Annotated in this window: 25 protein-coding genes; 10 read left to right on the top strand and 15 right to left on the bottom strand. The window is 62.6% G+C overall.

All coding sequences use genetic code 11. The features are described from left to right. Nucleotides 1-145: 145 nt before the first annotated feature. The 9 genes from NVV77_RS09945 to NVV77_RS09905 form a co-directional block, all read right to left on the bottom strand. Nucleotides 146-766, bottom strand: coding sequence for a 50S ribosomal protein L25/general stress protein Ctc (locus NVV77_RS09945; protein WP_295412594.1), 621 nt, complete (start codon nucleotides 764-766; stop codon nucleotides 146-148). Between the two features lie 259 nt (nucleotides 767-1,025). Then, nucleotides 1,026-2,261, bottom strand: a complete 1,236-nt coding sequence (locus NVV77_RS09940) for a DUF6596 domain-containing protein (protein ID WP_295412592.1) — start codon at nucleotides 2,259-2,261, stop codon at nucleotides 1,026-1,028. Next, nucleotides 2,258-2,611 carry a YciI family protein gene (locus NVV77_RS09935; RefSeq protein ID WP_295412590.1) on the bottom strand — a complete coding sequence of 118 codons (354 nt, stop codon included), beginning with the start codon at nucleotides 2,609-2,611 and terminating at the stop codon, nucleotides 2,258-2,260. Before NVV77_RS09935 ends, NVV77_RS09940 begins: the two co-directional genes overlap by 4 nt. A 7-nt stretch (nucleotides 2,612-2,618) precedes the next feature. After that, nucleotides 2,619-3,062: a YciI family protein gene (locus NVV77_RS09930; RefSeq protein ID WP_295412588.1), complete on the bottom strand. Its 444-nt coding sequence runs from the start codon at nucleotides 3,060-3,062 to the stop codon at nucleotides 2,619-2,621. 156 nt (nucleotides 3,063-3,218) lie between these two features. After that, nucleotides 3,219-4,151 (bottom strand): ribose-phosphate pyrophosphokinase, encoded by a 933-nt coding sequence (locus NVV77_RS09925; protein ID WP_295412587.1) that lies wholly within the window; start codon nucleotides 4,149-4,151, stop codon nucleotides 3,219-3,221. A gap of 119 nt (nucleotides 4,152-4,270) precedes the next feature. Next, the gene (pgeF, locus tag NVV77_RS09920; RefSeq protein ID WP_295412585.1) at nucleotides 4,271-5,032 is read right to left on the bottom strand and encodes a peptidoglycan editing factor PgeF; all 762 of its coding nucleotides are present in this window, start codon (nucleotides 5,030-5,032) and stop codon (nucleotides 4,271-4,273) included. Continuing rightward, the gene (locus NVV77_RS09915; RefSeq protein WP_295412584.1) at nucleotides 5,029-6,108 is read right to left on the bottom strand and encodes an SAM-dependent methyltransferase; all 1,080 of its coding nucleotides are present in this window, start codon (nucleotides 6,106-6,108) and stop codon (nucleotides 5,029-5,031) included. The genes pgeF and NVV77_RS09915 overlap by 4 nt, the downstream gene beginning before the upstream one ends. Before the next feature lie 12 nt (nucleotides 6,109-6,120). Next, on the bottom strand, nucleotides 6,121-6,945 hold the full coding sequence (gene lgt, locus NVV77_RS09910; RefSeq protein WP_295412582.1) for a prolipoprotein diacylglyceryl transferase: 825 nt from the start codon (nucleotides 6,943-6,945) through the stop codon (nucleotides 6,121-6,123). Nucleotides 6,946-7,227: 282 nt separating this feature from the next. Next, on the bottom strand, nucleotides 7,228-8,466 hold the full coding sequence (locus NVV77_RS09905; protein WP_295412580.1) for an MFS transporter: 1,239 nt from the start codon (nucleotides 8,464-8,466) through the stop codon (nucleotides 7,228-7,230). Between the two features lie 136 nt (nucleotides 8,467-8,602). On the opposite strand from NVV77_RS09905, the gene NVV77_RS09900 reads away from it, so the two are divergent. The 3 genes from NVV77_RS09900 to NVV77_RS09890 all read left to right on the top strand — a co-directional run bounded on the left by NVV77_RS09900 (nucleotide 8,603) and on the right by NVV77_RS09890 (nucleotide 11,293). Beyond that, entirely contained in the window at nucleotides 8,603-9,166 is a 564-nt protein-coding gene (locus NVV77_RS09900) for a dihydrofolate reductase family protein (protein WP_295412578.1), read from the top strand. A 234-nt stretch (nucleotides 9,167-9,400) separates the two neighbouring features. After that, nucleotides 9,401-10,264: an ABC transporter permease gene (locus NVV77_RS09895; protein WP_295412576.1), complete on the top strand. Its 864-nt coding sequence runs from the start codon at nucleotides 9,401-9,403 to the stop codon at nucleotides 10,262-10,264. An 18-nt stretch (nucleotides 10,265-10,282) separates the two neighbouring features. Further along, entirely contained in the window at nucleotides 10,283-11,293 is a 1,011-nt protein-coding gene (locus NVV77_RS09890) for an ABC transporter substrate-binding protein (protein ID WP_295412574.1), read from the top strand. Nucleotides 11,294-11,418: 125 nt separating this feature from the next. Here NVV77_RS09890 and NVV77_RS09885 read toward each other — a convergent pair whose 3' ends face one another. Then, nucleotides 11,419-12,114 carry an outer membrane protein gene (locus tag NVV77_RS09885; RefSeq protein ID WP_295412572.1) on the bottom strand — a complete coding sequence of 232 codons (696 nt, stop codon included), beginning with the start codon at nucleotides 12,112-12,114 and terminating at the stop codon, nucleotides 11,419-11,421. Between the two features lie 221 nt (nucleotides 12,115-12,335). Here NVV77_RS09885 and NVV77_RS09880 point away from each other — a divergent pair, with 221 nt between their 5' ends. The 6 genes from NVV77_RS09880 (at nucleotide 12,336) to NVV77_RS09855 (ending at nucleotide 16,695) form a co-directional block, all read left to right on the top strand. Next, nucleotides 12,336-13,304 carry an iron-siderophore ABC transporter substrate-binding protein gene (locus NVV77_RS09880; protein ID WP_295412571.1) on the top strand — a complete coding sequence of 323 codons (969 nt, stop codon included), beginning with the start codon at nucleotides 12,336-12,338 and terminating at the stop codon, nucleotides 13,302-13,304. A gap of 94 nt (nucleotides 13,305-13,398) precedes the next feature. After that, the gene (locus NVV77_RS09875) at nucleotides 13,399-13,650 is read left to right on the top strand and encodes an accessory factor UbiK family protein (RefSeq protein WP_295412569.1); all 252 of its coding nucleotides are present in this window, start codon (nucleotides 13,399-13,401) and stop codon (nucleotides 13,648-13,650) included. A gap of 3 nt (nucleotides 13,651-13,653) precedes the next feature. Continuing rightward, on the top strand, nucleotides 13,654-14,376 hold the full coding sequence (locus NVV77_RS09870; protein WP_295412568.1) for a metallophosphoesterase family protein: 723 nt from the start codon (nucleotides 13,654-13,656) through the stop codon (nucleotides 14,374-14,376). 218 nt (nucleotides 14,377-14,594) lie between these two features. Continuing rightward, nucleotides 14,595-15,095, top strand: coding sequence for a YbjN domain-containing protein (locus NVV77_RS09865; RefSeq protein WP_295412566.1), 501 nt, complete (start codon nucleotides 14,595-14,597; stop codon nucleotides 15,093-15,095). Next, nucleotides 15,095-15,916, top strand: coding sequence for a pyrroline-5-carboxylate reductase (gene proC / locus NVV77_RS09860; protein ID WP_295412565.1), 822 nt, complete (start codon nucleotides 15,095-15,097; stop codon nucleotides 15,914-15,916). The genes NVV77_RS09865 and proC overlap by 1 nt, the downstream gene beginning before the upstream one ends. 362 nt (nucleotides 15,917-16,278) lie before the next feature. Continuing rightward, nucleotides 16,279-16,695, top strand: coding sequence for a hypothetical protein (locus NVV77_RS09855; RefSeq protein WP_295412563.1), 417 nt, complete (start codon nucleotides 16,279-16,281; stop codon nucleotides 16,693-16,695). A gap of 22 nt (nucleotides 16,696-16,717) precedes the next feature. Here NVV77_RS09855 and NVV77_RS09850 read toward each other — a convergent pair whose 3' ends face one another. Further along, complete coding sequence (locus tag NVV77_RS09850; RefSeq protein WP_295412609.1) at nucleotides 16,718-17,155, bottom strand: MarR family transcriptional regulator; 438 nt, start codon at nucleotides 17,153-17,155, stop codon at nucleotides 16,718-16,720. A 216-nt stretch (nucleotides 17,156-17,371) separates the two neighbouring features. Here NVV77_RS09850 and NVV77_RS09845 point away from each other — a divergent pair, with 216 nt between their 5' ends. Beyond that, nucleotides 17,372-18,262: a branched-chain amino acid aminotransferase gene (locus tag NVV77_RS09845; RefSeq protein ID WP_291416570.1), complete on the top strand. Its 891-nt coding sequence runs from the start codon at nucleotides 17,372-17,374 to the stop codon at nucleotides 18,260-18,262. A 212-nt stretch (nucleotides 18,263-18,474) separates the two neighbouring features. Here the strand turns inward: NVV77_RS09845 and NVV77_RS09840 are convergent, their stop codons facing one another. From NVV77_RS09840 to NVV77_RS09825, 4 genes are all read right to left on the bottom strand, one after another. Then, a complete protein-coding gene (locus NVV77_RS09840) occupies nucleotides 18,475-18,921 on the bottom strand; it encodes a molybdenum cofactor biosynthesis protein MoaE (protein WP_295412561.1) in 447 nt (148 codons plus the stop codon). A gap of 116 nt (nucleotides 18,922-19,037) precedes the next feature. After that, nucleotides 19,038-19,289: a MoaD/ThiS family protein gene (locus NVV77_RS09835; protein ID WP_295412559.1), complete on the bottom strand. Its 252-nt coding sequence runs from the start codon at nucleotides 19,287-19,289 to the stop codon at nucleotides 19,038-19,040. Continuing rightward, nucleotides 19,286-19,855: a CDP-diacylglycerol--glycerol-3-phosphate 3-phosphatidyltransferase gene (gene pgsA / locus NVV77_RS09830; protein WP_295412557.1), complete on the bottom strand. Its 570-nt coding sequence runs from the start codon at nucleotides 19,853-19,855 to the stop codon at nucleotides 19,286-19,288. Before pgsA ends, NVV77_RS09835 begins: the two co-directional genes overlap by 4 nt. A gap of 184 nt (nucleotides 19,856-20,039) precedes the next feature. After that, complete coding sequence (locus NVV77_RS09825; RefSeq protein WP_295412556.1) at nucleotides 20,040-21,113, bottom strand: 3-deoxy-7-phosphoheptulonate synthase; 1,074 nt, start codon at nucleotides 21,111-21,113, stop codon at nucleotides 20,040-20,042. Nucleotides 21,114-21,445 lie beyond the last annotated feature (332 nt).

Here is a 21,445-nt window from a genome sequence, read left to right as displayed (position 1 = left end):
AGACAGGGAATAGCTGGAGCAGCCTGTCGTGAGAAGCCCCGGTGCGTCAAAACAGAGGTTCCCGCTTTCGCGGGAATGACACCGAGGATTGAAAATAAAAGGGGCGACCCGAAGGCCGCCCCCAAAAGCTTTGAGCTTGAACCGATTACTCGGCCGAAGCTTCGCCTTCTTCGGCAGCATCGCCGCCGCTGGACTTCAGAGCCGACGGAGCAACGATGGTCGCGATGGTCACGTCCGCTTCGTGGCTGTGGTCAGCAGAGCCCTTGGGGAGCTTGATGTTCGAGATGTGGACGGTGTCACCGATATCGAGGCCGGTCAGATCGACGGTCACGAATTCCGGGATGCTGTCCGCAGAAACGGTCAGATCGAGCGTGTGGTGCACGATGTTCAGCGTGCCGCCACGCTTCAGGCCGGGGCTGGCTTCTTCGTTTTCGAAGTGAACCGGAACCTGAACGTTGATCTTGGCGCCCTTGGCGACGCGCAGGAAGTCGATGTGGATCGGCTGATCCATGACGACGTCGAGCTGGTAATCGCGCGGGATGACCTTGTGGATCGTGCCATCGACGTCGAGGTCGAGGATGTGGGACTTGAAGCCACCGGCGTAGATGAACTTCAGCGCGTCCTTGTAGGCCACGGAAACGGTGACGGGGGGCTTCTTGTCACCATAGATAACTGCGGGAACGAGTCCCTGACGACGAGCTTCGCGAGCGGCCCCCTTGCCCACTCCGTTGCGCGCCTGTGCCTTGAGCACTTTGGTCTCAGCCATGGAAAGTATCCATTTGGTTGGTGTATGCGTCATCACAACAGCATACGCGCCCGTCCTCCAGGGGTGACGAGCGCTTCATGCGCCGGGCTATAGAGGAAAGGGGGGATGGGGGCAAGGGATTCTGCGGGTTTGGGGCGATACTTCTCTCTCCTCCGCACGATGTCATTCCCGCGAAAGCGGGAACCCCTGTTCAGAAAACGGAGGTTCCCGCTTTCGCGGGAATGACACGGTGGAAAAAGACGAGTGCGGTGAGGATTGGCTAGCCTGCCAAAAGCTCCGCCCTTCTCGCCTCCAGCCAATCGCGAATGGCTGGATCGGTGGAAAGGCCCATGGCCAGCGTCAGCGCTTCATGTGCAGCTTCCCGGTTACCGGTTTCAGCCAGCAGCCGGCCGCGGACGGCCCAATAGGGTTGGTAGTCAGCCATGCGCTTGTCTTCGGCAAGCGGCGCGATGCTGGCGAGGGCGGCGGCGGGGCCTTCGGTTTCGGCGAGGGCGGCAGCGCGGTTGAGGAGGACGACGGGCGAGAGGGTCATGGCGTGGAGGATGTCGTAGAGTTTTACGACCACAGGCCAGTTGTCGGCGTCGGTGAGGCGCCGGACGATGTGGGCGGACTGGATGGCGGCTTCGAGCTGGCAGCGGCCGGTGGGGCCGGCGCTGCTGGCGGCGCGAAGGAGAGTTTCGGCGGCGTCTATTGCCTCCATGTCCCAGAGAGCCGTGTTTTGCTCGTCGAGGGGCACATAGGCGCCGCTGGGGCTGCGCCGGGCGGCGCGGCGGGCGTGGGAATAGAGCATGAGGGCCAGCATGCCCTTGGCTTCGGGCGATGTGGGCAACAGCGCGACGACGAGGCGGCCGAGCCAGATGGCCTCTTCGGCCAGTTGGCCACCGGCTTCGCCGACGAGGTCGTTCCAGCCTTTTGCATAGGCGGCGTAGATGGCTTCTAGGACGGCGTCGAGGCGGTCGGGCAGGTCGGTCGTATCGGGGATTTCGAAGGCGATACCGAGTTCGGCGATCCGCGATTTGGCGCGGACGAGGCGCTGGCCCATGGTGGCGGCGGGGATCAGGAAGGCGGCGCCGATATCGGCGGCGGTGAGGCCCAAAATGGTCTGTAGGATCAGGGGGCTGCGGAGGGGCGCGTCGATGTCGGGATGAGCGCAGGCGAACATCAGGGCGAGGCGGCGGTCGGGGATGGCTTCCGGGGTCATGGCAAGGTCATCCAGTTCTTCGCGCATCAGGGTGAGATGCATTTCGCCTGATTTGCTGGTGCCGGCGCGGCGATAGGCATCGGTCTGGCGGCGGCGGGCGACGGTGAGCAGCCAGGCGTCCGGGTTGGCCGGAACGCCTTGTTCCGGCCATGAGGTAAGGGCGCTGGCAAAGGCTTCTGCCAGCGCGTCTTCGGCCCCCGCGACATCGCGGGTGCGGGCGGCGAGGAAGGCGAGGAGGCGCCCGTAGCTTTCACGGGCGGCTCGGTCGGCGGCTCGCCTAGCGGCCTCGGTCACCAGTCCTTGCCCGGCTGGACGATGGGGCGGATTTCGATGGTGCCGTATTTGCTGGCTGGGCAAAGCTCGGCCCATTTGACGGCTTCATCAAAATCCTTGGCTTCGATGAAGAAATAGCCGCCGAGCTGTTCCTTGGCGTCGGAATAGGGGCCGTCGACGACGCGGGTTTCGCCATCGCGGGTGCGGACGGTCTTTCCCTGGGTGGGGGACTGCATGCGTTCGCCCGGAGCGGCGCCCTCGGCCTTGGCGAGAGCCTCGTTGAAGGCGCCCCAGGCGGCGTAGAGCGCCTGCTGGCCGGCGGGATCGCCCATATTGGTTTCGTCGTGGTGGATCAGCATCATGTAGCGCATTTTTTGGTCACTCCTCGGTTACGGAACCGCCTTCGGCGCACCAGGGCGCTTCATTGGCGGAAATGGTGTTCATGATCGGACGAATTTCGATGGGTCCCCATTGGGCTGCGGGACAGCGGGCGGCCCATTTGACGGCCGCGTCCATGTCTTCGCATTCGATGACGAAGAGGCCGCCGAATTGCTCGCGCGCTTCGGCATAGGGGCCTTCTTCCACCTTCAGCGTGCCGCCCTGATTGATGAAGGCGCCGTCGATGTTCTTCACCTCGCCGCCGTCCATGCGGAGCGTGCGGGCGTCTTGAGTCATGCCCAGAGCCGAAGTGGAGATAAAGGCGCCGGCTTTTTCCAGGGCCTGCTGATAGGCGTACATGCCTTCCATGGCCCTGGCCATCTGCTCGGGCGGAATGGCGGCGCCGGCCTTTTCTTCGGCGTAGAGCATCAGGAGGAAACGCATCGCACTCGTCCTTTCACGGTTGGCCGCTGCTTTTTGTAGTGCGGCACAACAATGTCGGGGAGGGGAAGTGGTTTTCGACAGGGTTGCGAAAAAAGATGAAGCGCCTGAGCCGTGGAATCCGGCTAGGCGCTTCATCTCATTGTTTTTACAGCTATTTCAGTCGAAGAGGCTCGAGACGCTCTGTTCGCTGGCGGTGCGGGCGATGGCTTCGCCGATAAGGGCGGCGATGCTGATGCGGCGGATGTTGGCGGCGGCCTTGGTGGCGGGGGTCTCTTCGATGGAGTCCGTCACGACCAGTTCCTTGAGCTTGCTGCCGGCGATGCGCTCGGCAGCGCCTTCGGAGAGGACGCCGTGGGTGATGTAGGCGGAAACCTCATTGGCGCCGGCCTTGAGAAGGGCGTCGGCGGCGTTCACCAGCGTGCCGCCGGAGTCGACGATGTCGTCGATGAGGATGCACGACTTGCCGGAAACGTCGCCGATGATGTTCATCACTTCGGACACGCCGGCCTTGGGGCGGCGCTTGTCGACGATGGCGAGATCGGTGCCGAGGCGCTGGGCCACGGCGCGGGCGCGGGCCACGCCGCCGACGTCGGGCGACACGATCATGGTGTTGTCGAGCTTATAATTGTCGAGGATGTCGCGCGTGATGATCGGCGCGGCGTAGAGATTGTCGGTCGGGATATCGAAGAAGCCCTGGATCTGCGCGGCGTGGAGATCGAGCGTGATGACGCGGTTGACGCCGGCTTCGGCGATCAGGTTGGACACCAGCTTGGCCGAAATCGGGGTGCGGCCGGCGGCGCGGCGATCCTGGCGGGCATAGCCGAAATAGGGCAGGACGGCGGTGATGCGGCGTGCCGAGGACCGGCGCAGGGCGTCGGTGAGGATCAGCAGTTCCATCAGGTTGTCATTGGCGGGATAGCTGGTCGACTGCAGCATGAACACGTCTTCGCCGCGGACGTTTTCGTGGATTTCGACAAAGACCTCTTTGTCGGCGAAGCGTTTGACCGTGCAATCTGTCAGGGGAAGCTCAAGATAGCTGGCGACGGCTTGGGCGAGGGCACGATTGGAGTTGCCAGTCACCAGTTTCATGAGGGCGATCCTGTCTCAACCAGTCCCCGGGGAGGAGGGACCTTCCAGTTTCGCGGGCAGCTTTATCGAGTCATTTTTGTGACTGCAACGCCCCATTGGTCTCATGCGTAAATTTAAGCCTAAGCGAGGCCGATAACGGCGATCTGCCGACCGGTTCGAGTTTGCTGATGCGTGGCGTAGCGGTGAGAGAAGAAACGGGTGGGATCGGCGTAGGTGCAAAGGGCCGTGTCGGTGATTTCGGCTAGGCCTAGAGCGCTGGCCTGGATGGTGAGGTAGCCGGGCAGATCGAAGTGGGGCTTGCCGCCGGGTGGGGTCAGGAAGGCGGGTTCGGTGTTCGCATTTTGATTCAAGGCGTCGGCCTTAAACTGTTCACCGACTTCGTAATTCTGCTGGCTGATGGTGGGTCCGATGGCGAGCTGGATGCGGCGGCGCTGGGCGCCCAGGGCCTCCATGGCGGCGACGGTGTTTTCCAAGATGCCATCTACCGCGCCGCGCCAGCCGGCGTGGGCGGCGCCGATTATGCCGGCGTGGCGGTCGAGGAAAAGCAGAGGAGAACAGTCGGCGGTTAGGACGCCGATGAGCACGTCGGCGCGGCGGGTCACGATCGCGTCAGCTTCGACGGTGCGATCGGGGATGGCGCCGGCTTCGACAGTGACGACGCGGTTGGAGTGGACCTGTTTCAGGGTCACAAGCGGTGCGCCGCCGAGGGTTTTGGCGATGAGGGCGCGGTTTTCTTCGACGGCTTCGGCGTCGTCGCCGACGGACGGGGAGACGTTCAGGCCGGCGAAATCGCCCGTGGAAACGCCGCCGTGGCGGCCGAAGAAACCGTGGCGGACGACGTCGCTATCGGTCAGCGACTGAACGGAGGCGAAGTCTATCATGCGGCGAACCCTGGGGGATTGAGGCCGGGAGAGTGGGCGCAGAAGACCTTGAAGAGGTCGCCCATCTGATCCTTCGCAACCAGTCGCTGATGGGCGATCTGGATGTCGTTGGCGGAACCGGGATTGGCGCCGGAAAGGGCTTTGGCGCGTTCGGCTATGCCGAGGCGGGTGAGGAATTCGCCTTGGGTGGCAATGGGTTGGACGGCGAGGCCAACTTCTTGAGTCACCGCGGCGAGGGCGCCGAAATCGACATGGGCGGAGAGGTCGGTTTCGCCGGGCTCTTTGAGCACGTCGGCAAAGGCGTGGTTCCTGACGCCTTGCAGGGTGTCGCCGGTCTGGGTGCGGGCATAGCCATAGTCGATGGCTAGGATGCTACCGCCTTGTTTGGCCACGATCTTTGCGAGGCGTGACATGACTTCGCCGCCGGCGAAGCAGACTTCGAACATGCTGTCGGGCTCGGCATTGGCGACGGCCGAGGGCATGGTTTCGTTGGGGATCGGCGTGGGGGAGAGGCCGAAGGCGCGCTTGCCGTCGATGAGGCCGACGAGGCGCTCGTGCCAGCCGTCTTCCTTCTTGATGAACTGGCGGATGGGGAGGGCGTCGAAGAACTCGTTGGCGACGACGAGGATCGGGCCGTCGTCGAATTGCTCAAAGTTTTCAAGCCATTGCGGCTCGTAGCTTTCGAGACGATTCCGTTGTTCGACCGTCAATGCCGGGTTGGTTTCGAAGAGTTTCAGTTTCAGCGCATCGCGGAAACCGGGGGCGCGGCAGGCGACGCGGAGGATGTCGGCCATGAGCGTGCCGCGGCCGGGCCCGAGTTCGACGAGGTTGAAGCTTTTCGGCTCGTCCATCTGTTGCCAGACATTGACGAGGTGGAAGCCGATAAGCTCCCCAAACATCTGGGAAATTTCGGGCGCGGTGATGAAGTCGCCCTTGGCGCCGAGGGGATCGGAACCCTTGTAGTAGCCCTTGGTTGGGTGGGTCAGGCAGAGGCCCATATAGGTGGCGACGGAGATGGGACCGCCTGCGGTGATCTGGAGGTCGATCTGCTGTGCCAGTGTTAGCGGACTGTTCACGTTGAGATGCTCCTAGGGGCGCAATGCGTTAACGGGGCGGGTCGTCGCGTAAATGACGAGGATGAGGCCGCCGAGAAGAATGGGAAGGCTGAGGACCTGACCCATGGTGAGCCAGCCGCCATAGAGGTAGCCGAGTTGCTGATCGGGCAGCCGGACGAATTCGACGAGGATGCGCGAGAGGGCATAGCCGATGGCAAAGATGCCGGCGACGAGACCGGGTTTACGTAGGGCGTAGAAGACGTGGGTGGCGAGGCGGATGATGAGGAAGAGGACAAGGCCTTCGAGGGCGGCTTCATAGAGCTGGCTCGGGTGGCGGGCGACCTGCAGGGGATCGGTTGGGAAGATCACGCCCCAGGGAAGGTCGGTGGGGGCGCCGAAAAGTTCGGCATTGATGAAATTGGCAATGCGGCCGAGGAAAATGCCGATGGTGGCGACGGCGCCCAGGAGGTCTAGCGAGGAGAGCCAATTGCCCTTTTTCGAGAGGGTGAAGAGGATGGCCGCCAGCATCAGGCCCAGCATGCCGCCGTGATAGGACATGCCGCCATCGAGGGTGTTGATGATCTCAACCGGGTTCTGGAGATAGTAGGGCAGGTTGTAGAAAAGCACGTAGCCGGTGCGGCCGCCGATGACGATGGCGAGCATGGCCCAGAAGGCAAAATCCCAAATATCCTTGGCGGGGAAGGGCGGGGCGCCCTTGTGCCAGAGGCGCTCGTTTCGCAGCAGCAGGTAGCCATAGCCGGCGCCGAGCAGCACGCCGAAGAGATAGGCGAGCGCATACCAGCGAATGGCGACGGGGCCGATGGCGAAGGCGATTGGGTCGATATTGGGGAAGGGCAAGTTCTGTCCTTTTGCCGGCGCGGCCAGTTCAGCCCGTTCCGAAACTCTACTGCGGCGGTCACCTGGCTGCGTTTTCTGCGCTTCCGGTGCTCACGGGCCATGTCCGCTGCGCTCCGGTTCTCGAAAACACTGCCATCTGAATCGCCGCAGCGAATTTCAAAACAGGCTCTCAGGGTTTTGCCAGCCGTAGCGTCATGGCGGGGTGGGTCGCAAGGGGAGAGTTTTACAATTGGGTGTGTGTGACGGCCTTTCAAGAGCCCGCGCAGGCGTTGTGCGTCCCGCCTAGTTGGCGGGCTGCGCCACGGGTCTTTTGCCTATCGCTCTGAAGCGCGGGATGACGGCCGGGGACAAGGCGGCGATGCAATAGAGCGCGGCTGTGACGCCCAACGCCGTCAGGATGCCGGCCGTATCGGTCAGCAAGCCGGCATAAATGCCACCAAACGGGATGAGCACCCATGTCAGCGAGCCGACAAGAGCGATCACGCGGCCCACGACGGGCTTGGGTATGCGCTCGAAAAGCAGTGCACCGATGATGGGGTTCAGGAAGCCCGCTGCAAAACCGCTGATCAGCAGGGTCGAGACAATCAGCCAAAGCGCCGGGCTCAAAGCGAGTGCCGCCATCGGAACTGGTCCGGCGAAGATGAAACCAATGACATACATTGCGAGCCGGGGGAGACGTTCGGCGAAAAACGCGCCGAAAGCGGCTCCGGCAATGGCTGCGCCCGAAAAGACCGCGAGCAATATGCCGACCCAACTGGCGTCGAGCCCGGCCGAGCGGACCCATACGGGCAGCAGGACGGTGGCATAGGCCTGATCAAAGAGGCCGGTGAACGCGAGCATGATGACGAGCGCCACCAGGATCGGGTCGCGGCTGAAGGCAGCCCAGCCTTCGGCCATTTGCGCGCGATAATTTCCAAAAATGGGGCCGCGGTTTTCGGCAGTTGCGACGCCAACTTTTGGCAGGCCGAGGGCCAATGCCAGGGCCGAAATGACAAAGGCGGCCGCATTGGCAAAGAGCGCGGGACCGGCGCCAAGCGAGGCAATCAACACGCCGGCGCCAGCAGCGCCAAGCGTTCCGGCCAGGCGGTTGCTGGTGCCGAGAATGCCGGTGACCCGCTCCAGGGATAGTTTGCCGGTTTCGGCGACTTCAGGAACTAGCGCCTGTTTGGCGGCGTCGGACGGCGCTCGCAGGACACCCAGCACCGCCACCGCCGGCAGGAGCAGCCAGATGGACAGAAACCCGGCCAGATAGAGCAAAGGAATGATGCTGACGGCGGCGGCGGAGAGGTAGTCGCACCAAATGGCTATGCGCCGCGCGCCCAGGCGATCGATGAAAGGGCCGATCAAGGCCTTGGCGAGGACATAGGGCAGCATTTCCGCCAGGCCCGCGAGTCCGGTGAGCAGGGGACTGTTGGTGGTCGAGAGGACCAGCCAGGGGATCGCGATCGCGGATAGGCGTGTTCCGCCGATAGACCCGATCGTGGCGATGGCCAGCGCAACCAGCGGCATTTGCTGCTTCATGTGTCCACGTCCACTCGCGGGAGGTTTGTCGGGAGCTTGCGTTGTGCGTGGGGCTCTGTCGAGTGCGGGGAGAGGCCGTTTCGTCCAGAGTGGGTCGGGCCTTTCAAAATGAGACCGGCTATGGGAGGCTCAACTCATGCGACCGCTGCGATATTCGATCAATGTCACCCTTGACGGGTGCTGCGACCATCAGGCGATCATCCCGGATGAAGAGCTTCATCGTCGGGCCGCAGAGGGTATTGCGCGGGCGGATGCGCTGATCTTTGGGCGCGTGACTTACCAGTTGATGGAATCGGCCTGGCGGCCGGTGGTGGAGAGCGGATCGCGGCCGGATTGGGTTGTCGACTGGATGGTGCCGTTTGCCGAAACCATTCACGCGGCCAAGAAGTATGTGGTGTCGGACACGCTGGAAACGGTGGACTGGAACGCGGAAATCGTGCGCGTGGCGGATATCGAAAAGACGGTTCGGGCGTTGAAGGAGCGGTCGGGCGAGGGGCTGGCGACGGGAGGTGTGATGCTGCCGCAGGCGCTGGTGGAGCTGGGGCTGATCGACGAGTACGAGTTTGTGGTGCATCCGCGCGTGGCGGGGCATGGGCGGACGCTGTTTTCAGGTTTGTCGAAGCCGCTGGATTTGAGGCTGGTGGATCGGCTGGAATATGGTTCGGGCGCTGTGGCGATGCGCTATGTGCCCAAGGGCTGAGGCTGAAACGGCCTTGTCCAGGCGAGATGGATTGCCGGGACAAGCCCGCCAATGACGACAACTCAAGATGCTGTGCTTGCTACCAGGCCTGACTGTTTGGACTGGTGGATGGTTGTGCTGGCCACCCGTATTTGACAGGCCCGCTCAGCGCTCCTATCACCCAGAGCGAATGTTTTTGTTGCCTGGGAGGGGCGACAGACACTGTCCGCGCTTCGCGGCAAGAAATGGCTCGCCTTGGCAAACGAAGACACCCGCTCCCAGACCGACCGTGACAATGCGCCGGAGCGCGGCGGACTGCGCGGGAGCGCGCGGGAACTGGTGGAAGCCTGGCAGGAGACGGGCGACTGGCTGAAGGGCGTGCGCGCGGAGATCTGGATCGTTCTTGGCCTCATCGTGGCGCTGCTGGTGTTCTGGGAATGGCTGGCGGGGCAGTATCCTGAGGCCATTATTCCCTCCATCGGGGAAACGGCCAACGCCCTGTTCAAGATGATGCAGGACCCGCGCCGGGATTATTTCAACGCCGTCGGCAGCACGGTGCAGATCTACTATTCCGGGCTCGGACTGGCTCTGGTGCTGGGCTGGAGCATGGCCGGTCTGATGGGGCGGGTGCCGCTGCTCGGGCGGGTGATGAAGGTCATTCTCGACTTCTTCGCCAATATTCCGATCATCGCCTTCATGCCGCTGTTCGTGGCGCTGCTGGGGTTGGGGCCTTCGGCCAAGATCGTCGTGGTGCTGCTCGCCGCCTTCATCGTTATCACGACGACGGCGCAGGCAGCGTTCGAGGGGGTCGGCAAGGGCGATGAAGAGGCGGCCATGGGGCTTGGCGCGTCGCGCCTGCAGGCGCAGGTGCGGGTTGTGTGGCCGCAGGTTCTGCCGCAGATGATTGCCGGGTTACGGCTTGGGGCGGCGCAGGCGCTGACGGCTTGTATCATTGCGGAAATCTACACGGCGATGACGGGACTCGGTGGATTGCTCGTCGGATACGGCGCTTCGTTCAACATGCCTCGCTATTTCGTCACCGTGCTGACGGCGATGGTTATCGGCGGTGTTACGGCGGCCGTGTTGCGGCGTTTGGAGCGGCGCTTTGCGATACCCTGATTTTGTTGGAGCTTTCTTATGAGACTTACCCAGGTTGCTGTTGCTCTGATGGTCGCGGTTCTGTCTGTGGGACAGGTGGCGGCGGCGCCGTTCCGGATCATCGTGACGTCGACCGAGGTGCCGCTGGTGCCCAATTCGGTGCTGCATCTGGCGCTGAGCGAGGGCTATTTCGAGCGGGCCGGGGTTGAGGTGGAGCTGGTGCCGGCGGCGCAGACGCCGATGGCGATCACGGCGCTGCTGACCGGCGGCGGGGAGATGGCCAATATTTCGGTGGAGGCGCTGCTGGGGCTTTATGCGCGGGGCGACAAGAGCCTTGTGGCGGTTGGTTCGACCGACAAGGCCATTCCCTACATCATCGCGGCTCGGGAGGGCGTTGGCTTCGAGAGTTTGAGCAGCGGGACCTTTGGGGTCGGGCGGGAAAACAGCCTCGACTATACGCTGTCGCGGCTGGTGTTGCAGAGCCGGGGTACCAAGATCGAGGAGATGACCTATGTGCCGCTGGGCGATCCGGCGGTGCGGGCGCAGGCTTTGCAGCAGGGGCGGGTGGACGCCACGACCATGTCAATCGGCGTGTTCCTGGCCATGCCGGAGCGCGCGGGCCTCGAAATCCTCGTTGATGCAGAGGAGTTTTATCGCTCGGCGCCGGTGCTGACCAAGGTCAATGTCGTTTCGGCCGGGGTGTTGCAGGATCGCGGTGACGAGGTCGATGCGGTGCTGGAGGGGCTGACGCTGGCGGCGCGAGATTTTGCGGCTGATCCGCAGCTGTGGGTGGATGCCATGACGCGGGCGCGTCCCGATGTGGCGACGGAGACGCTGACGGAGCTCTCCGGGCTTTATGCCGGGAGCTGGACCGTCAATGGCGGGCTGCAGCTGAGCGATGCCAACTATACCCAGACATGGTTCGAGGAGAGTGGGTCGCTCGGGGCCGAGGTGAAGATTCCAGTGCAGTTCTGGACCCGGTTCGAACCGATGGATCGCGTGCTGGAAAAGATCGGCGTTGCCGAGGGCGGGGATGCTGTGACCCGCTAGGGCGCATTGCCTTGTCGTTGTATCCCGAAAGCAGGGGCAGCCTTCGGAATAGATGACGGCGTTTTTCGCCGAAAGCGTGTTTTCACGCCTCTATTCTCGGTTCCGGTGGAGCCGGCTGATGATCGCTAGAAGTGGTAGTTCACGCCGAGACGGATGACGTGGGTTGACGCGCTCAGGTTGGATGCCTGCGCGCCGGATAGCGTGCCGACGGGTGCCTGCAGGCCGCCCAGGCTGACATAGCTATATTCCGCCTTGACGGTGAAGGCGTCAGTGACGAAGGCTTCGACGCCGGCGCCGACCGTCCAGCCGGCCATTGTGCCCGTAAAGGTATTTGTTATGGCTGGTGCAGCAGGGGTGACATTGGCCTTTGTATTGCCGGCGGCGAAACCGGCGGTGCCGAAGAACAATACCCTGTCTACGGCGAAGCCGGCTCGACCCTTGATCGTGCCCAGCCAATCGAGTTGGCCCTGGCAATTGTAGGCCGGGTCCGCGACGCAGACTGCCGTGCCGGTTGCGCCGCTCCAGGCGAGGTCGCCTTCGAGGCCAAGGACGATCCGATCAAACTGCGCGTTGAAGCCCAGGGTGCCGCCGATCAGGCCACCGGAGACCGGAACATTGGTGGTGACGCCAGTTGTCGCGCCGACGGACTTGGCCTCGCCGCCGATATAGCCGGCGTTGAGGCCGGCATAGAAGCCCGACCAATCGAAACCGGCATCGGGGATGACCAGCGGTGGTGGGTCTACGAGGATCAAGTCGGCACCCTGTGCGGCACCTATCGATATAAAAGAAGCGGCCAAGGCCGCTACGAATCTACTTTTCATTACGCCCCCTTGAATTTCCTTGTGAAAACAAAACAAGCAACAAAACAGTATTACAACAATTGTTGCCCGGCAATGTGGTGGCGGTCTTACTGATGTTTGGCGGTTTTGTGAGGTTGTCGGTGTTTTGGGCCGACCGAAAGGCGCGAGGCGATCGCATCATTTTATACATGACATCAATAATCACCTTTTGTATGAAAGGGCATCTGTCGAGAAGGTGATCCATGTCGCTCCGCTCCCTCATCGTGTCAGCCGTCATCAGCCTGGGCATGGTCGTTGCCGTGCAGGCACAATCTTTCCCCGTTACCGTCCAGCACGCCTATGGTGAGAGCGTCATTCCCGAAAAGCCGCAGCGCATCGTGACCTGGGGCTGGTCAACGCAGGACGCGGTCATTGCGCTGGGGGAAGTGCCGGTGGGTATTCCGCATTTCAGCTATGGTGGCGACGAGAACGGCGCGCTGCGCTGGACCAAGGAGGCGGTGGCGGCGCTTGGGGCGGAGTTTCCGACCATTTTGCCGGCTGGTGGCGAGCCGCCGGTCGAGGCGATTGCGGCGCTGCAGCCGGACCTGATCCTGGCGGTCTATTCGGGGCTGACGCAGGAACAGTATGACGTGCTGAGCGGGATTGCGCCGGTGGTAGCGTTTCCCGAGACGGTCTGGGATACGTCGTGGCAGGATACGATCACCATTACCGGCGAGGCTATCGGCAAGAAGGCCGAGGCGGAGGCGCTGGTGGCTGAGCTTGAGCAGTTCATTGCCGACGAGACGGCGAAGTATCCGCAGCTCAAGGGCACGAGTTTTGCCGCCATCGCTGAGTGGAATGGCGAGATCAATGTTTATGGGGACCTCGACTCGCGCGTGCAGTTTCTGGTCAATGCCGGGCTGACTTCAGCGCCCAGCGTGGACGAACTGGCGCAGGGGCAGGACCTCTATTTTATGCTGAGCTTTGAAAATCTCGATCGGCTGGCGAGCGATGTGCTGGTGACCTATTTCGAGACTCCGGAAACCGATGCGGCCTTTTTCGGCAATTCGGTGATTGCGCTGGCGCCGCAGGTGGCCAAGGGGGCGGTGGCGCGGGTCGTGGGGGCGGAACTCATCAATTCGGTTTCGCCGCCGAGTGCTCTGTCGCTGAAGTGGGGATATCCGCAATATATCAAGCTGATTGCCGACGCTGCCACGGCGGCCGGGAAGTAGGGGGCTGCGTTCCGCGGCCTCTCACCGCACTGGTCAAGCGGACGGGGCTGGCTTACATAGGGGCAACACGCGCAACCCGAGAGTTGGAAAAGCCATGACCCAGAGCAGCAACCGGATTTTCGATGGCCTTGGCCGGATCATGAACGAGGCTGCGGGCGTTGCCGATGGCGTGCGCCGGGAAGTGGAAACCGTTGCCAAATCGCAGGCCCAGCGCATCGTGGCCGATATGGAACTGGTGAAGCGCGAGGATTTTGACGCGCTGCGCGAGCTGGTGCAGGTGCAGGGCGAAGAGATCGACGCGCTGCGCAAGGAATTGGCTGCTCTCAAGGCCGAAAAGTCCGCGTAAGCTTTGCGCCTCGCGGTCATTTCAGACGTGCATGGCAATGCGCCGGCGCTGGACGCCGTGCTTGAGCATATTGCCGGCGAGCATGTCGATACCATCGTGCTGCTCGGTGATCATGTTAGCGGGCCGATTGACCCGACCGGGGCGGCGGAGCGGCTGATGGGGCTCAATGCCGTGGCCATTCGCGGCAATCATGACCGCTGGACGGTGGATACTGCGCTGTGTGGGGCAGGGGCGGTGGACCGCTTTGCCAGGGCGCAGCTGTCGGCGGGGCAGCTGGATTGGCTCGCGGCACTGCCGGCGACGGCAAAGGTGGGCGAAGAGGTTTTCGTTTGTCACGGAACGCCCGATGACGACGAGATGCCCTGGCTCGATAATTTCTATGATGGGCGCACGACGACGCTGCCTTCCGAGGAGGAAGTGGCAGGGCATGCCGAGGGGATCGACAGCGCGGTTATTCTTTGTGGCCATACCCATATTGCGCGGACGCTGCGGCTGACTGATGGACGGTTGATCGCCAATCCCGGTTCGGTGGGGATGCAATTGGTGCGTGGTTCGCCCGATGCGCATTATGGGATCGTCGAGAAGGGGCGTCGTGGCTGGCAGACGGCGCTGATTGCCGTGCCCTATGATACGGAGGCGGCCGCAAAGCTGGCCGAGGCCAATGGATTTCCCGGCTGGGGCGAGTCGATCCGGCATGGATGGGCGGGGCCCGAGAGTCTGGGCTAGGTGCTCGCTGGCGCCTGCTGGTTAACAAGTCGTTACTGTCATCCACAAGAGATTGCCCTCTCCGGGATCAGCCGCACTCCCTGAATCAGTAACGCAGTGTACCCTTTCCATTGTGGACGATTCGAGCGCTGGAGGAGGCGCGAGAGACGGTCCGCATTCACGGTGCGTCACATATCGATGCACTCGACAGTCGCGCCAAGCCAGCATGGAAACGGCCAATGTCCTTGATTGCCCACGAGCCCGATCGCGTGTCCCATCCGGTGGACCTGGTCGAGCATATCGCATCGATCAATGACTGGAATTTTGAGCGCCAGGACGCGGACGAAATCTCGATTTCGGTGCGCGGCGGCTGGAGCGACTATCATGTGTCGTTCAACTGGATGGAGGATCTCGAAAGCCTCCATGTGGCGTGTGCCTTTGACCTCAAGGTGCCCGATGGGCGGCGCGCGGAAATCAGGCAGTTGATCAGTATGATCAACGAGCAGCTCTGGATCGGCCACTTCGACATCTGGAACAAGGAAGGCGTCGTGCTCTTCCGCAATTCGCACCTGCTTACTGGTGGCGCCGATGTGTCGCCCCAGCAATGCGAAGCGCTCTTGCGTTCGGCCAGCGATAGCTGTGATCTCTATTATCAGGCTTTCCAGTTCGTCGTCTGGGCAGGCAAATCGGCGGCGGATGCACTTAGCCATGTGATGTTCGAAACCGTGGGAGAAGCGTGATGGCGAATCTGCGCTCGATCGGACCCGTTATGCTGGTAGGTGCCGGCAAGATGGGTATGGCTTTGGCGACGGGCTGGCTGGAAGCGGGGTTGCCGCCGACCAATCTGGTGCTGGTGGAACCGCGGCCAAGCGAAGAGACCAAGGCCTTCGCGGCTGAATATGATTTGAAGATTTATGATCACGCCGTGGGGCTTCTGCCCAATGTGCTGGTGCTTGCGGTGAAGCCGCAGGTGATCGACGAGGTGATGGCGAGCCTCGTGCCGGTGATCGGGCCGCAGACGCTGGTGGTGTCTATTGCCGCCGGGATTTCGCTGGCGCGGCTGGCCAAGGGCACGGGGACGGATCGGGTGGTGCGCAGCATGCCCAATACGCCGGCCCAGATCGGCAAGGGTGTGACGGGTGTCGTCGCTGGAAGCGGTGTCGATCAGGATGGACGGTCGGCGGCCGAGGCTTTGCTGTCGGCTGCAGGGCTGGTCGTCTGGTTCGATCAGGAAGGCGATCTGGATGCCGTGACGGCCGTTTCGGGCTCGGGCCCGGCCTATGTGTTCAATCTGGTCGAGGCATTGGCCGCGGCGGGCGTGGCGCAGGGGCTGGATGAGCATGTGGCCATGGTGCTGGCGCGGCAGACCGTCATTGGCTCGGCGGCGCTGCTGGAGGCCGATGCGGCGCCGGCAAGTGTGCTGCGGCAGAATGTGACGTCGCCCAATGGCACGACGGCGGCAGCGCTGAATGTGTTGATGGGCGAAGATGGCCTGACGCCGCTGATGGATCGCGCGGTTGCGGCTGCGCGGAAGCGCAGCGTGGAGCTGGGGCAGGGCTAGAACTGGTCGTACTAACCACTTCACGCTCTATCTGAGACATCCAACACTCGGTTGTCACCCGGCGAAGGCTGGGGCCCAACCTGAGATCTCGAGATGGGCACCGGCCTTCGCCGGGTGACAGCCGGTGGATGCGTAGGCCCTGCGCTAGACTTCGCTTCACTCAAAGGATGACCTGCTTTAGCGCGAGCCGGTGAGAAGCGAGCGGAGCGAGCGTATCTGTTCGAGCGGGGTGCTTCTATCTCGGCCAATCTATCCAGCTGGATATTGGCGGCGAGGAGGTCTTGCGTCTGGCCTGAAAGCTGGAAGCGCAGGATGTAGGCTTCGGCCAGGGCGAGACCGAGCGTGGGTTCGGTCGGGTCGGATTGGCTGGCTGTTGCAAGCGCGGTGATGGCGCGATTGACGAGGCGATCGACGCGTCGCGGATCGTCGCTGTGGCGGGCTTCGGTGATCAGCAGGAGGCCGAGGCCAAGACCGGCGGCCTGCAGGGTCGGTGTGTCGTCCTTGACCAGAGGATCGCGCAGGATGGTTTCGTAGCACCAGATGGCTTCGACCAGTTCACCCTGTTGTTCCAGGCGCTGGGCTTCGGACAGATACTGAACCAGACTAAGAATCTGCCGCTCCCGAAGGTTGCCGAACTGATTCCAGAGTGCCGGACAAGTTATTGTGGCACAAGCCTATTTTGTGGTGGGGCTCGGTGGTGGCCAGGCGCAGGCCGGTTCTATTTCGAGATCTTGGGATGGGCCCCGGCCTGCGCCGGGGTGACATTCGAGGCGTGGTGAGACTTTGGTGGGGCCAAAGGCCTCAGAGATTGACGGTGAGGTTGAGTCGGTCGAGCACCGAATGGTCGGAAGGCTCGACCATGCCGACGAGGAATTGTCGAACCATCCGTGCGCCTTCGGGGGGCAGGGCGGCGATGGCGTCTTCGATGCGGCTGGCTTGCGTGGCCGAAAGGGTGGCGAAGAGGCTGCGGCCTTTGTCGGTGGCAAAGAGCAGGCGCTGGCGGCGGTCGGAATGGCCGGTCTTTTGCTCGATATAGCCGTTGTCGATCAGCTGGCGGAGCACGCGGGCGAGGCTCTGCTTGGTGATCTTCAAAATGTCGAGAAGGTCGGCGACCGGCATGCCGGGGCGCAGGTTGACGAAATAAAGCACGCGATGGTGGGCACGGCCAAAACCCTGGCGTTCGAGCAGGGCATCGGCATCGCCGGTGAAGTCTCGATAGGCAAAGAAGAAAAGGCCCATGATGTCGAGCGGCAGCCCGGCTTCTGCGGGTTTTGCAGAATTTATGTCAGCCTTGTTGACATTTTTTTGGCTCTCTGCCATTGTCTCTCCATCGCACAGGCGTTCCGTCTTATCCCAAAGACATTCAGGTTTGCCAAGGGCATGGCCCTTGGGGCATGATCAAGGGAACGTCCGTTTCGCGAGCAAACGGCAAAAACGAAGACTCTGGAGAGGATCATGGCAGGCGTGCCCATGGACCAGCGCGATGGCTGGATTTGGTTCGACGGCGAACTCAAACCGTGGAAGGACGCGAAGATTCACGTACTGACGCACGGGCTTCACTATGCCAGCTCGGTATTTGAAGGCGAACGCGCCTATGGCGGCGAAATCTTCAAGTCGCGCGAGCACACTGAACGCCTGATCCGTTCGGCCGCGACTCTCGACATGCCCTTCCCCTATTCGGTCGACGAGATCGAGGCTGCCAAGCGCCTCGTGCTCGACAAGAACGGGCTGGTCGATGCCTATGTGCGGCCTGTGGCCTGGCGCGGCTCGGAAGAGCTGTCTGTGCCGGCGCGCAACAACAAGGTGCATGTGGCGATCGCCGCCTGGGTCTGGCCGAGCTATTTCTCGGTCGAGGAGAAGCTCAAGGGAATCCGTCTCGAGTGGAGCAAGTGGAAGCGCCCGAGCCCGGAGACCATTCCGTCTTCGGCCAAGGCTGCGGGGCTTTATATGATCTGCACGCTCTCCAAGGACCATGCCATGGCGAACGGCTTTGCCGATGCGCTGATGCTGGACTATCGCGGCTATGTGGCTGAAGCCACGGGCGCCAACGTGTTCTTCATCAAGGGCAAGGACATCACGACGCCGACACCGGATTGCTTCCTTAACGGCATCACCCGGCAGACGCTGATCGCGCTGGCCAAGGAGAACGGCTTTACGGTGACCGAACGGCATATCATGCCGGAAGAACTGAGCCAGTTTGACGAGTGCTTCCTGACGGGTACCGCGGCGGAAGTGACGCCGGTTTCGCTGATCGGGGACTACAAATTTACCCCGGGCGAAGGTTGCCGGACGCTGATTGATGCGTATTCGGCGGCAGTGCAGCCGAAGCGGGCGGCGGCGGAGTAATTTTCGCTGAATTGAGTTTTGAGAGGCCGGGCAGCGATGCCCGGCTTTTTTTGTTTTTGAGCGTGCTGGGGCATCCCCCTCATCCGGCGCGATGCGCCACCTTCTCCCCGAGGGGGAGAAGAATGGGCCGGTGGCTTTTGCAAGCTGGATGCCCGTCCCTCTCCCTCTTGGGGAGAGGGTGGATCGCGCATGGCGCAAGACGGGTGAGGGGGCTACTTGCTCCAGCGATCCCTGGCGTTGTCGTCTGCCGCCTTGGCCTCTACCCATTCAGTACCCGTTGCCGTCTCTTCCTGCTTCCAGAAGGGGGCGTCGGTTTTCAGGTAGTCCATCAGGTATTGGGCGCCGTCGAAGGCGGCTTGGCGGTGGGAGGCGAGGGTGATGACCTGCATGATCGGTTCGCCGGGGACCAGGCGGCCGTAGCGGTGGAGGACCGCGGCGTCGATCAGGTTGAAGCGGGCGATGGCGGCGTCGCGAATGGTGGCGATCTCGTTTTGGGCGAGCTCGGGGTAGCATTCGAGGATGAGGGCGGTGATCGGGTGGTCCGGGGTGGAGCGGACCATGCCGGTGAAGGTCACGGCGGCGCCGGCTTCGGGGTGGTTGGCTTGGAACTCGGTAAGGAGGGTGCCGGGGTCGAAGGGGGAATTTGAGATGATGATCATTTCGTTCCGCTCGTCCGGCCCTTCTGGCTTTCAAACTATCACCACGTCATCCCCGCGAAAGCGGGGATCTCGAGCTCAAACAGGGATTCCCGCTTTCGCGGGAATGACACCGTGGGTTAGCCACCGGTCATGGGGGGCAGGATGGCTATGGTGTCGGCATCGGCGATGGGGGTTTCCCAGGCGACGATGCGGGCGTTTTTCGAGAGCTTGAACTGTTTTGGGTTCGCCATGGCGAGATCGAGGGCTTCATCATTGGCGCGGAGCCAGATGATGAGGTCGGCCAGGGTTTTGACTTCGGCAGGTGGAGACACCTCGTCGCTGGCGCGGTTGAGGCGCTCGCGGAGCCAGGCGAAGTAGAGGATTTTCATTTCGCAGTCGTGCCGGAAAGGTGCGGCCAGGAGGCGCGCAGGTAGTTCCAGCCGGTCCAGAGGGTGATGGCGCCGGCGGCCCAGAGGATCAGGTCGGAGATGAGGCGCAGGCCGGGGATGAGGGGTTCGACGAGGACCACGGCCAAAGCGACGAGCTGGATGGTGGTTTTCCACTTGGCGAGCTGGCTGACGGGAAGGACCACGGCGGTGTTGCCGAGGAATTCGCGCAGGCCCGAGATGAAGAATTCGCGGAAAAGGATGGCGCTGACGGGGATCATGTCCCAGCCGGAAAAGCTGCCGTCCCAGGCGAGGGCCGCGATGAGGATGCCGACGAGGAGCTTGTCGGCGATGGGGTCGAGCATGCGGCCGAGGTCGGAATACTGATTCCAGGCGCGGGCGAGGAAGCCATCGACCCAATCGCTGGCGGCGGCCACGACGTAGAGAACCAGGGCGATGATGCGCATGGTCAGGTCGCCGTCCATCACCAGATAGACGATTGGGATGATCGCCGCGATGCGGGCGATGGTGATGATATTCGGGACGAGCGTGAGTGGGTTTCTGGCCATGGGGGGACAGAACAGGAATGGGGGCGGGGGTCAAGAGTGGGCTTCGCTCTTGCTGGTGCCCCCTTGATACGTCCCCTCGCACCGCGTCATTCCCGCGAAAGCGGGAATCTCTCCTTGGCGCGAATGCGATTCCCGCTTTCGCGGGAATGATGCGGTGGGTGTGGATAGATCGATGTGCTGGGCGTTACGCTACTGCCTGATTGGTGGCGGCGCGGCGCTTTTCGACGGATTCGGCCAGGGCGTTGAGGGTGGTGACCGTCGTGTCCCAATCAATGCAGCCGTCGGTGATGGACTGGCCATAGGTTAGTTCTTGGCCGGGGACGAGGTCCTGGCGGCCGGCGACGAGGTTGGATTCGATCATGACGCCGATGATGCGCTTGTCGCCGGCGGCGAGCTGGGTGCCGATATCGGCGAGGACCAGCGGCTGGTTTTCCGGGTTTTTCGAGGAATTGGCGTGGCTGGCGTCGATCATGATGGCCGGGTTGAGGCCGGATTTGATCGCGGCCTGGGCTGCGGCTTCGACGCTTGCGGCGTCGTAATTGGTGGTTTTGCCGCCGCGGAGGATGATGTGGCAATCTTCATTGCCCGTCGTCGCGGCGATTGCCGAGCGGCCGCCCTTGGTGACGGCGAGGAAATGGTGCGGGTGGCTAGCGGAGAGGACGGCGTCTAGGGCGATCTTGACGTTGCCATCGGTGCCGTTCTTGAAGCCGACGGGGCAGGAAAGACCGGAGGCCAGTTCGCGGTGGATCTGCGACTCGGTGGTGCGGGCGCCGATGGCGGCCCAGGAGACGAGGTCGGCAATGTATTGCGGTGTCGTCATGTCGAGGAATTCGCAGGCGGCGGGGAGGCCGAGATTGGCGATGTCGAGCAGCAGGGTGCGGGCGGTGTGGAGGCCCTGGGTGATGTTGAAGCTGCCGTCGAGATCGGGGTCGTTGATCAGACCCTTCCAGCCCACGGTGGTGCGGGGCTTCTCGAAGTAGACGCGCATGATGATTTCGAGACGGTCGCCGAGGGTTTCGCGCAGGGCGACGAGGCGGTTGGCGTAGTCCATGGCCGCCTTGGGATCGTGGATGGAGCAGGGGCCGACGATGACGGCCAGGCGATCGTCCTGGCCGGTGAGGATGTTATGGAAATCGTGGCGGGCGGCGATGACGGTGCGGGTGGCGGCATCGGTGCGCGGGTGCTGGCGCATGACCTCGATGGGCGTGGTCAGCGGCTTGATTTCGGTGATGCGAAGGTCGTCGGTGGATTTGAGCATTTGGTGGTCCTCGGAGATTTTGGTCGAGGGGCCAACAAAAAAGCCGCCTCGAAAGTCGGGCGGCTGGCTTGCGATTTGGGTCTGGTCGTGTCGGGATCAGAACGCGCGCGCAATAGCCTCCGCCGGGAGCGGATAGCTAAAATACCAAAAAAAGGTCGCTGCGTTGATCATGGCGTGGAAGCTAGCGGAGGAGGTCGAGGGTTGTCGAGTCCCGACTTTAGGAGGGGTCAGTGTCGATCTTCTACCTTATTTCTATCGTCACCACCGGGCTTGTCCCGGTGGTCCATGCGGAGGTGAGATGGATTGCCGGGACAAGCCCGGCAATGACGATG

Origin of the sequence: Devosia sp., assembly GCF_024707125.1 — a bacterium.
Taxonomy (GTDB): domain Bacteria; phylum Pseudomonadota; class Alphaproteobacteria; order Rhizobiales; family Devosiaceae; genus Devosia.
The sequence above is the reverse complement of the archived record's forward strand: the minus strand, read 5'-3'. Positions and strand labels throughout refer to the sequence as shown.

Excerpts from the sequence above, each read along its gene's own strand:
- NVV77_RS09845 (WP_291416570.1), top strand. The coding sequence starts at position 17,372 with ATGGCAGGCGTGCCCATGGACCAGCGCGATGGCTGGATTTGGTTCGAC.
- NVV77_RS09840 (WP_295412561.1), bottom strand. The coding sequence starts at position 18,921 with ATGATCATCATCTCAAATTCCCCCTTCGACCCCGGCACCCTCCTTACC.
- NVV77_RS09865 (WP_295412566.1), top strand. The coding sequence starts at position 14,595 with ATGTCCTTGATTGCCCACGAGCCCGATCGCGTGTCCCATCCGGTGGAC.
- NVV77_RS09935 (WP_295412590.1), bottom strand. The coding sequence starts at position 2,611 with ATGCGCTACATGATGCTGATCCACCACGACGAAACCAATATGGGCGAT.
- NVV77_RS09900 (WP_295412578.1), top strand. The coding sequence starts at position 8,603 with ATGCGACCGCTGCGATATTCGATCAATGTCACCCTTGACGGGTGCTGC.
- NVV77_RS09875 (WP_295412569.1), top strand. The coding sequence starts at position 13,399 with ATGACCCAGAGCAGCAACCGGATTTTCGATGGCCTTGGCCGGATCATG.
- NVV77_RS09925 (WP_295412587.1), bottom strand. The coding sequence starts at position 4,151 with ATGAAACTGGTGACTGGCAACTCCAATCGTGCCCTCGCCCAAGCCGTC.
- NVV77_RS09890 (WP_295412574.1), top strand. The coding sequence starts at position 10,283 with ATGAGACTTACCCAGGTTGCTGTTGCTCTGATGGTCGCGGTTCTGTCT.
- NVV77_RS09880 (WP_295412571.1), top strand. The coding sequence starts at position 12,336 with ATGTCGCTCCGCTCCCTCATCGTGTCAGCCGTCATCAGCCTGGGCATG.
- NVV77_RS09905 (WP_295412580.1), bottom strand. The coding sequence starts at position 8,466 with ATGAAGCAGCAAATGCCGCTGGTTGCGCTGGCCATCGCCACGATCGGG.
- NVV77_RS09885 (WP_295412572.1), bottom strand. The coding sequence starts at position 12,114 with ATGAAAAGTAGATTCGTAGCGGCCTTGGCCGCTTCTTTTATATCGATA.
- NVV77_RS09835 (WP_295412559.1), bottom strand. The coding sequence starts at position 19,289 with ATGAAAATCCTCTACTTCGCCTGGCTCCGCGAGCGCCTCAACCGCGCC.
- NVV77_RS09850 (WP_295412609.1), bottom strand. The coding sequence starts at position 17,155 with ATGGGCCTTTTCTTCTTTGCCTATCGAGACTTCACCGGCGATGCCGAT.
- pgsA (WP_295412557.1), bottom strand. The coding sequence starts at position 19,855 with ATGGCCAGAAACCCACTCACGCTCGTCCCGAATATCATCACCATCGCC.
- NVV77_RS09930 (WP_295412588.1), bottom strand. The coding sequence starts at position 3,062 with ATGCGTTTCCTCCTGATGCTCTACGCCGAAGAAAAGGCCGGCGCCGCC.
- proC (WP_295412565.1), top strand. The coding sequence starts at position 15,095 with ATGGCGAATCTGCGCTCGATCGGACCCGTTATGCTGGTAGGTGCCGGC.
- NVV77_RS09945 (WP_295412594.1), bottom strand. The coding sequence starts at position 766 with ATGGCTGAGACCAAAGTGCTCAAGGCACAGGCGCGCAACGGAGTGGGC.
- NVV77_RS09825 (WP_295412556.1), bottom strand. The coding sequence starts at position 21,113 with ATGCTCAAATCCACCGACGACCTTCGCATCACCGAAATCAAGCCGCTG.
- pgeF (WP_295412585.1), bottom strand. The coding sequence starts at position 5,032 with ATGATAGACTTCGCCTCCGTTCAGTCGCTGACCGATAGCGACGTCGTC.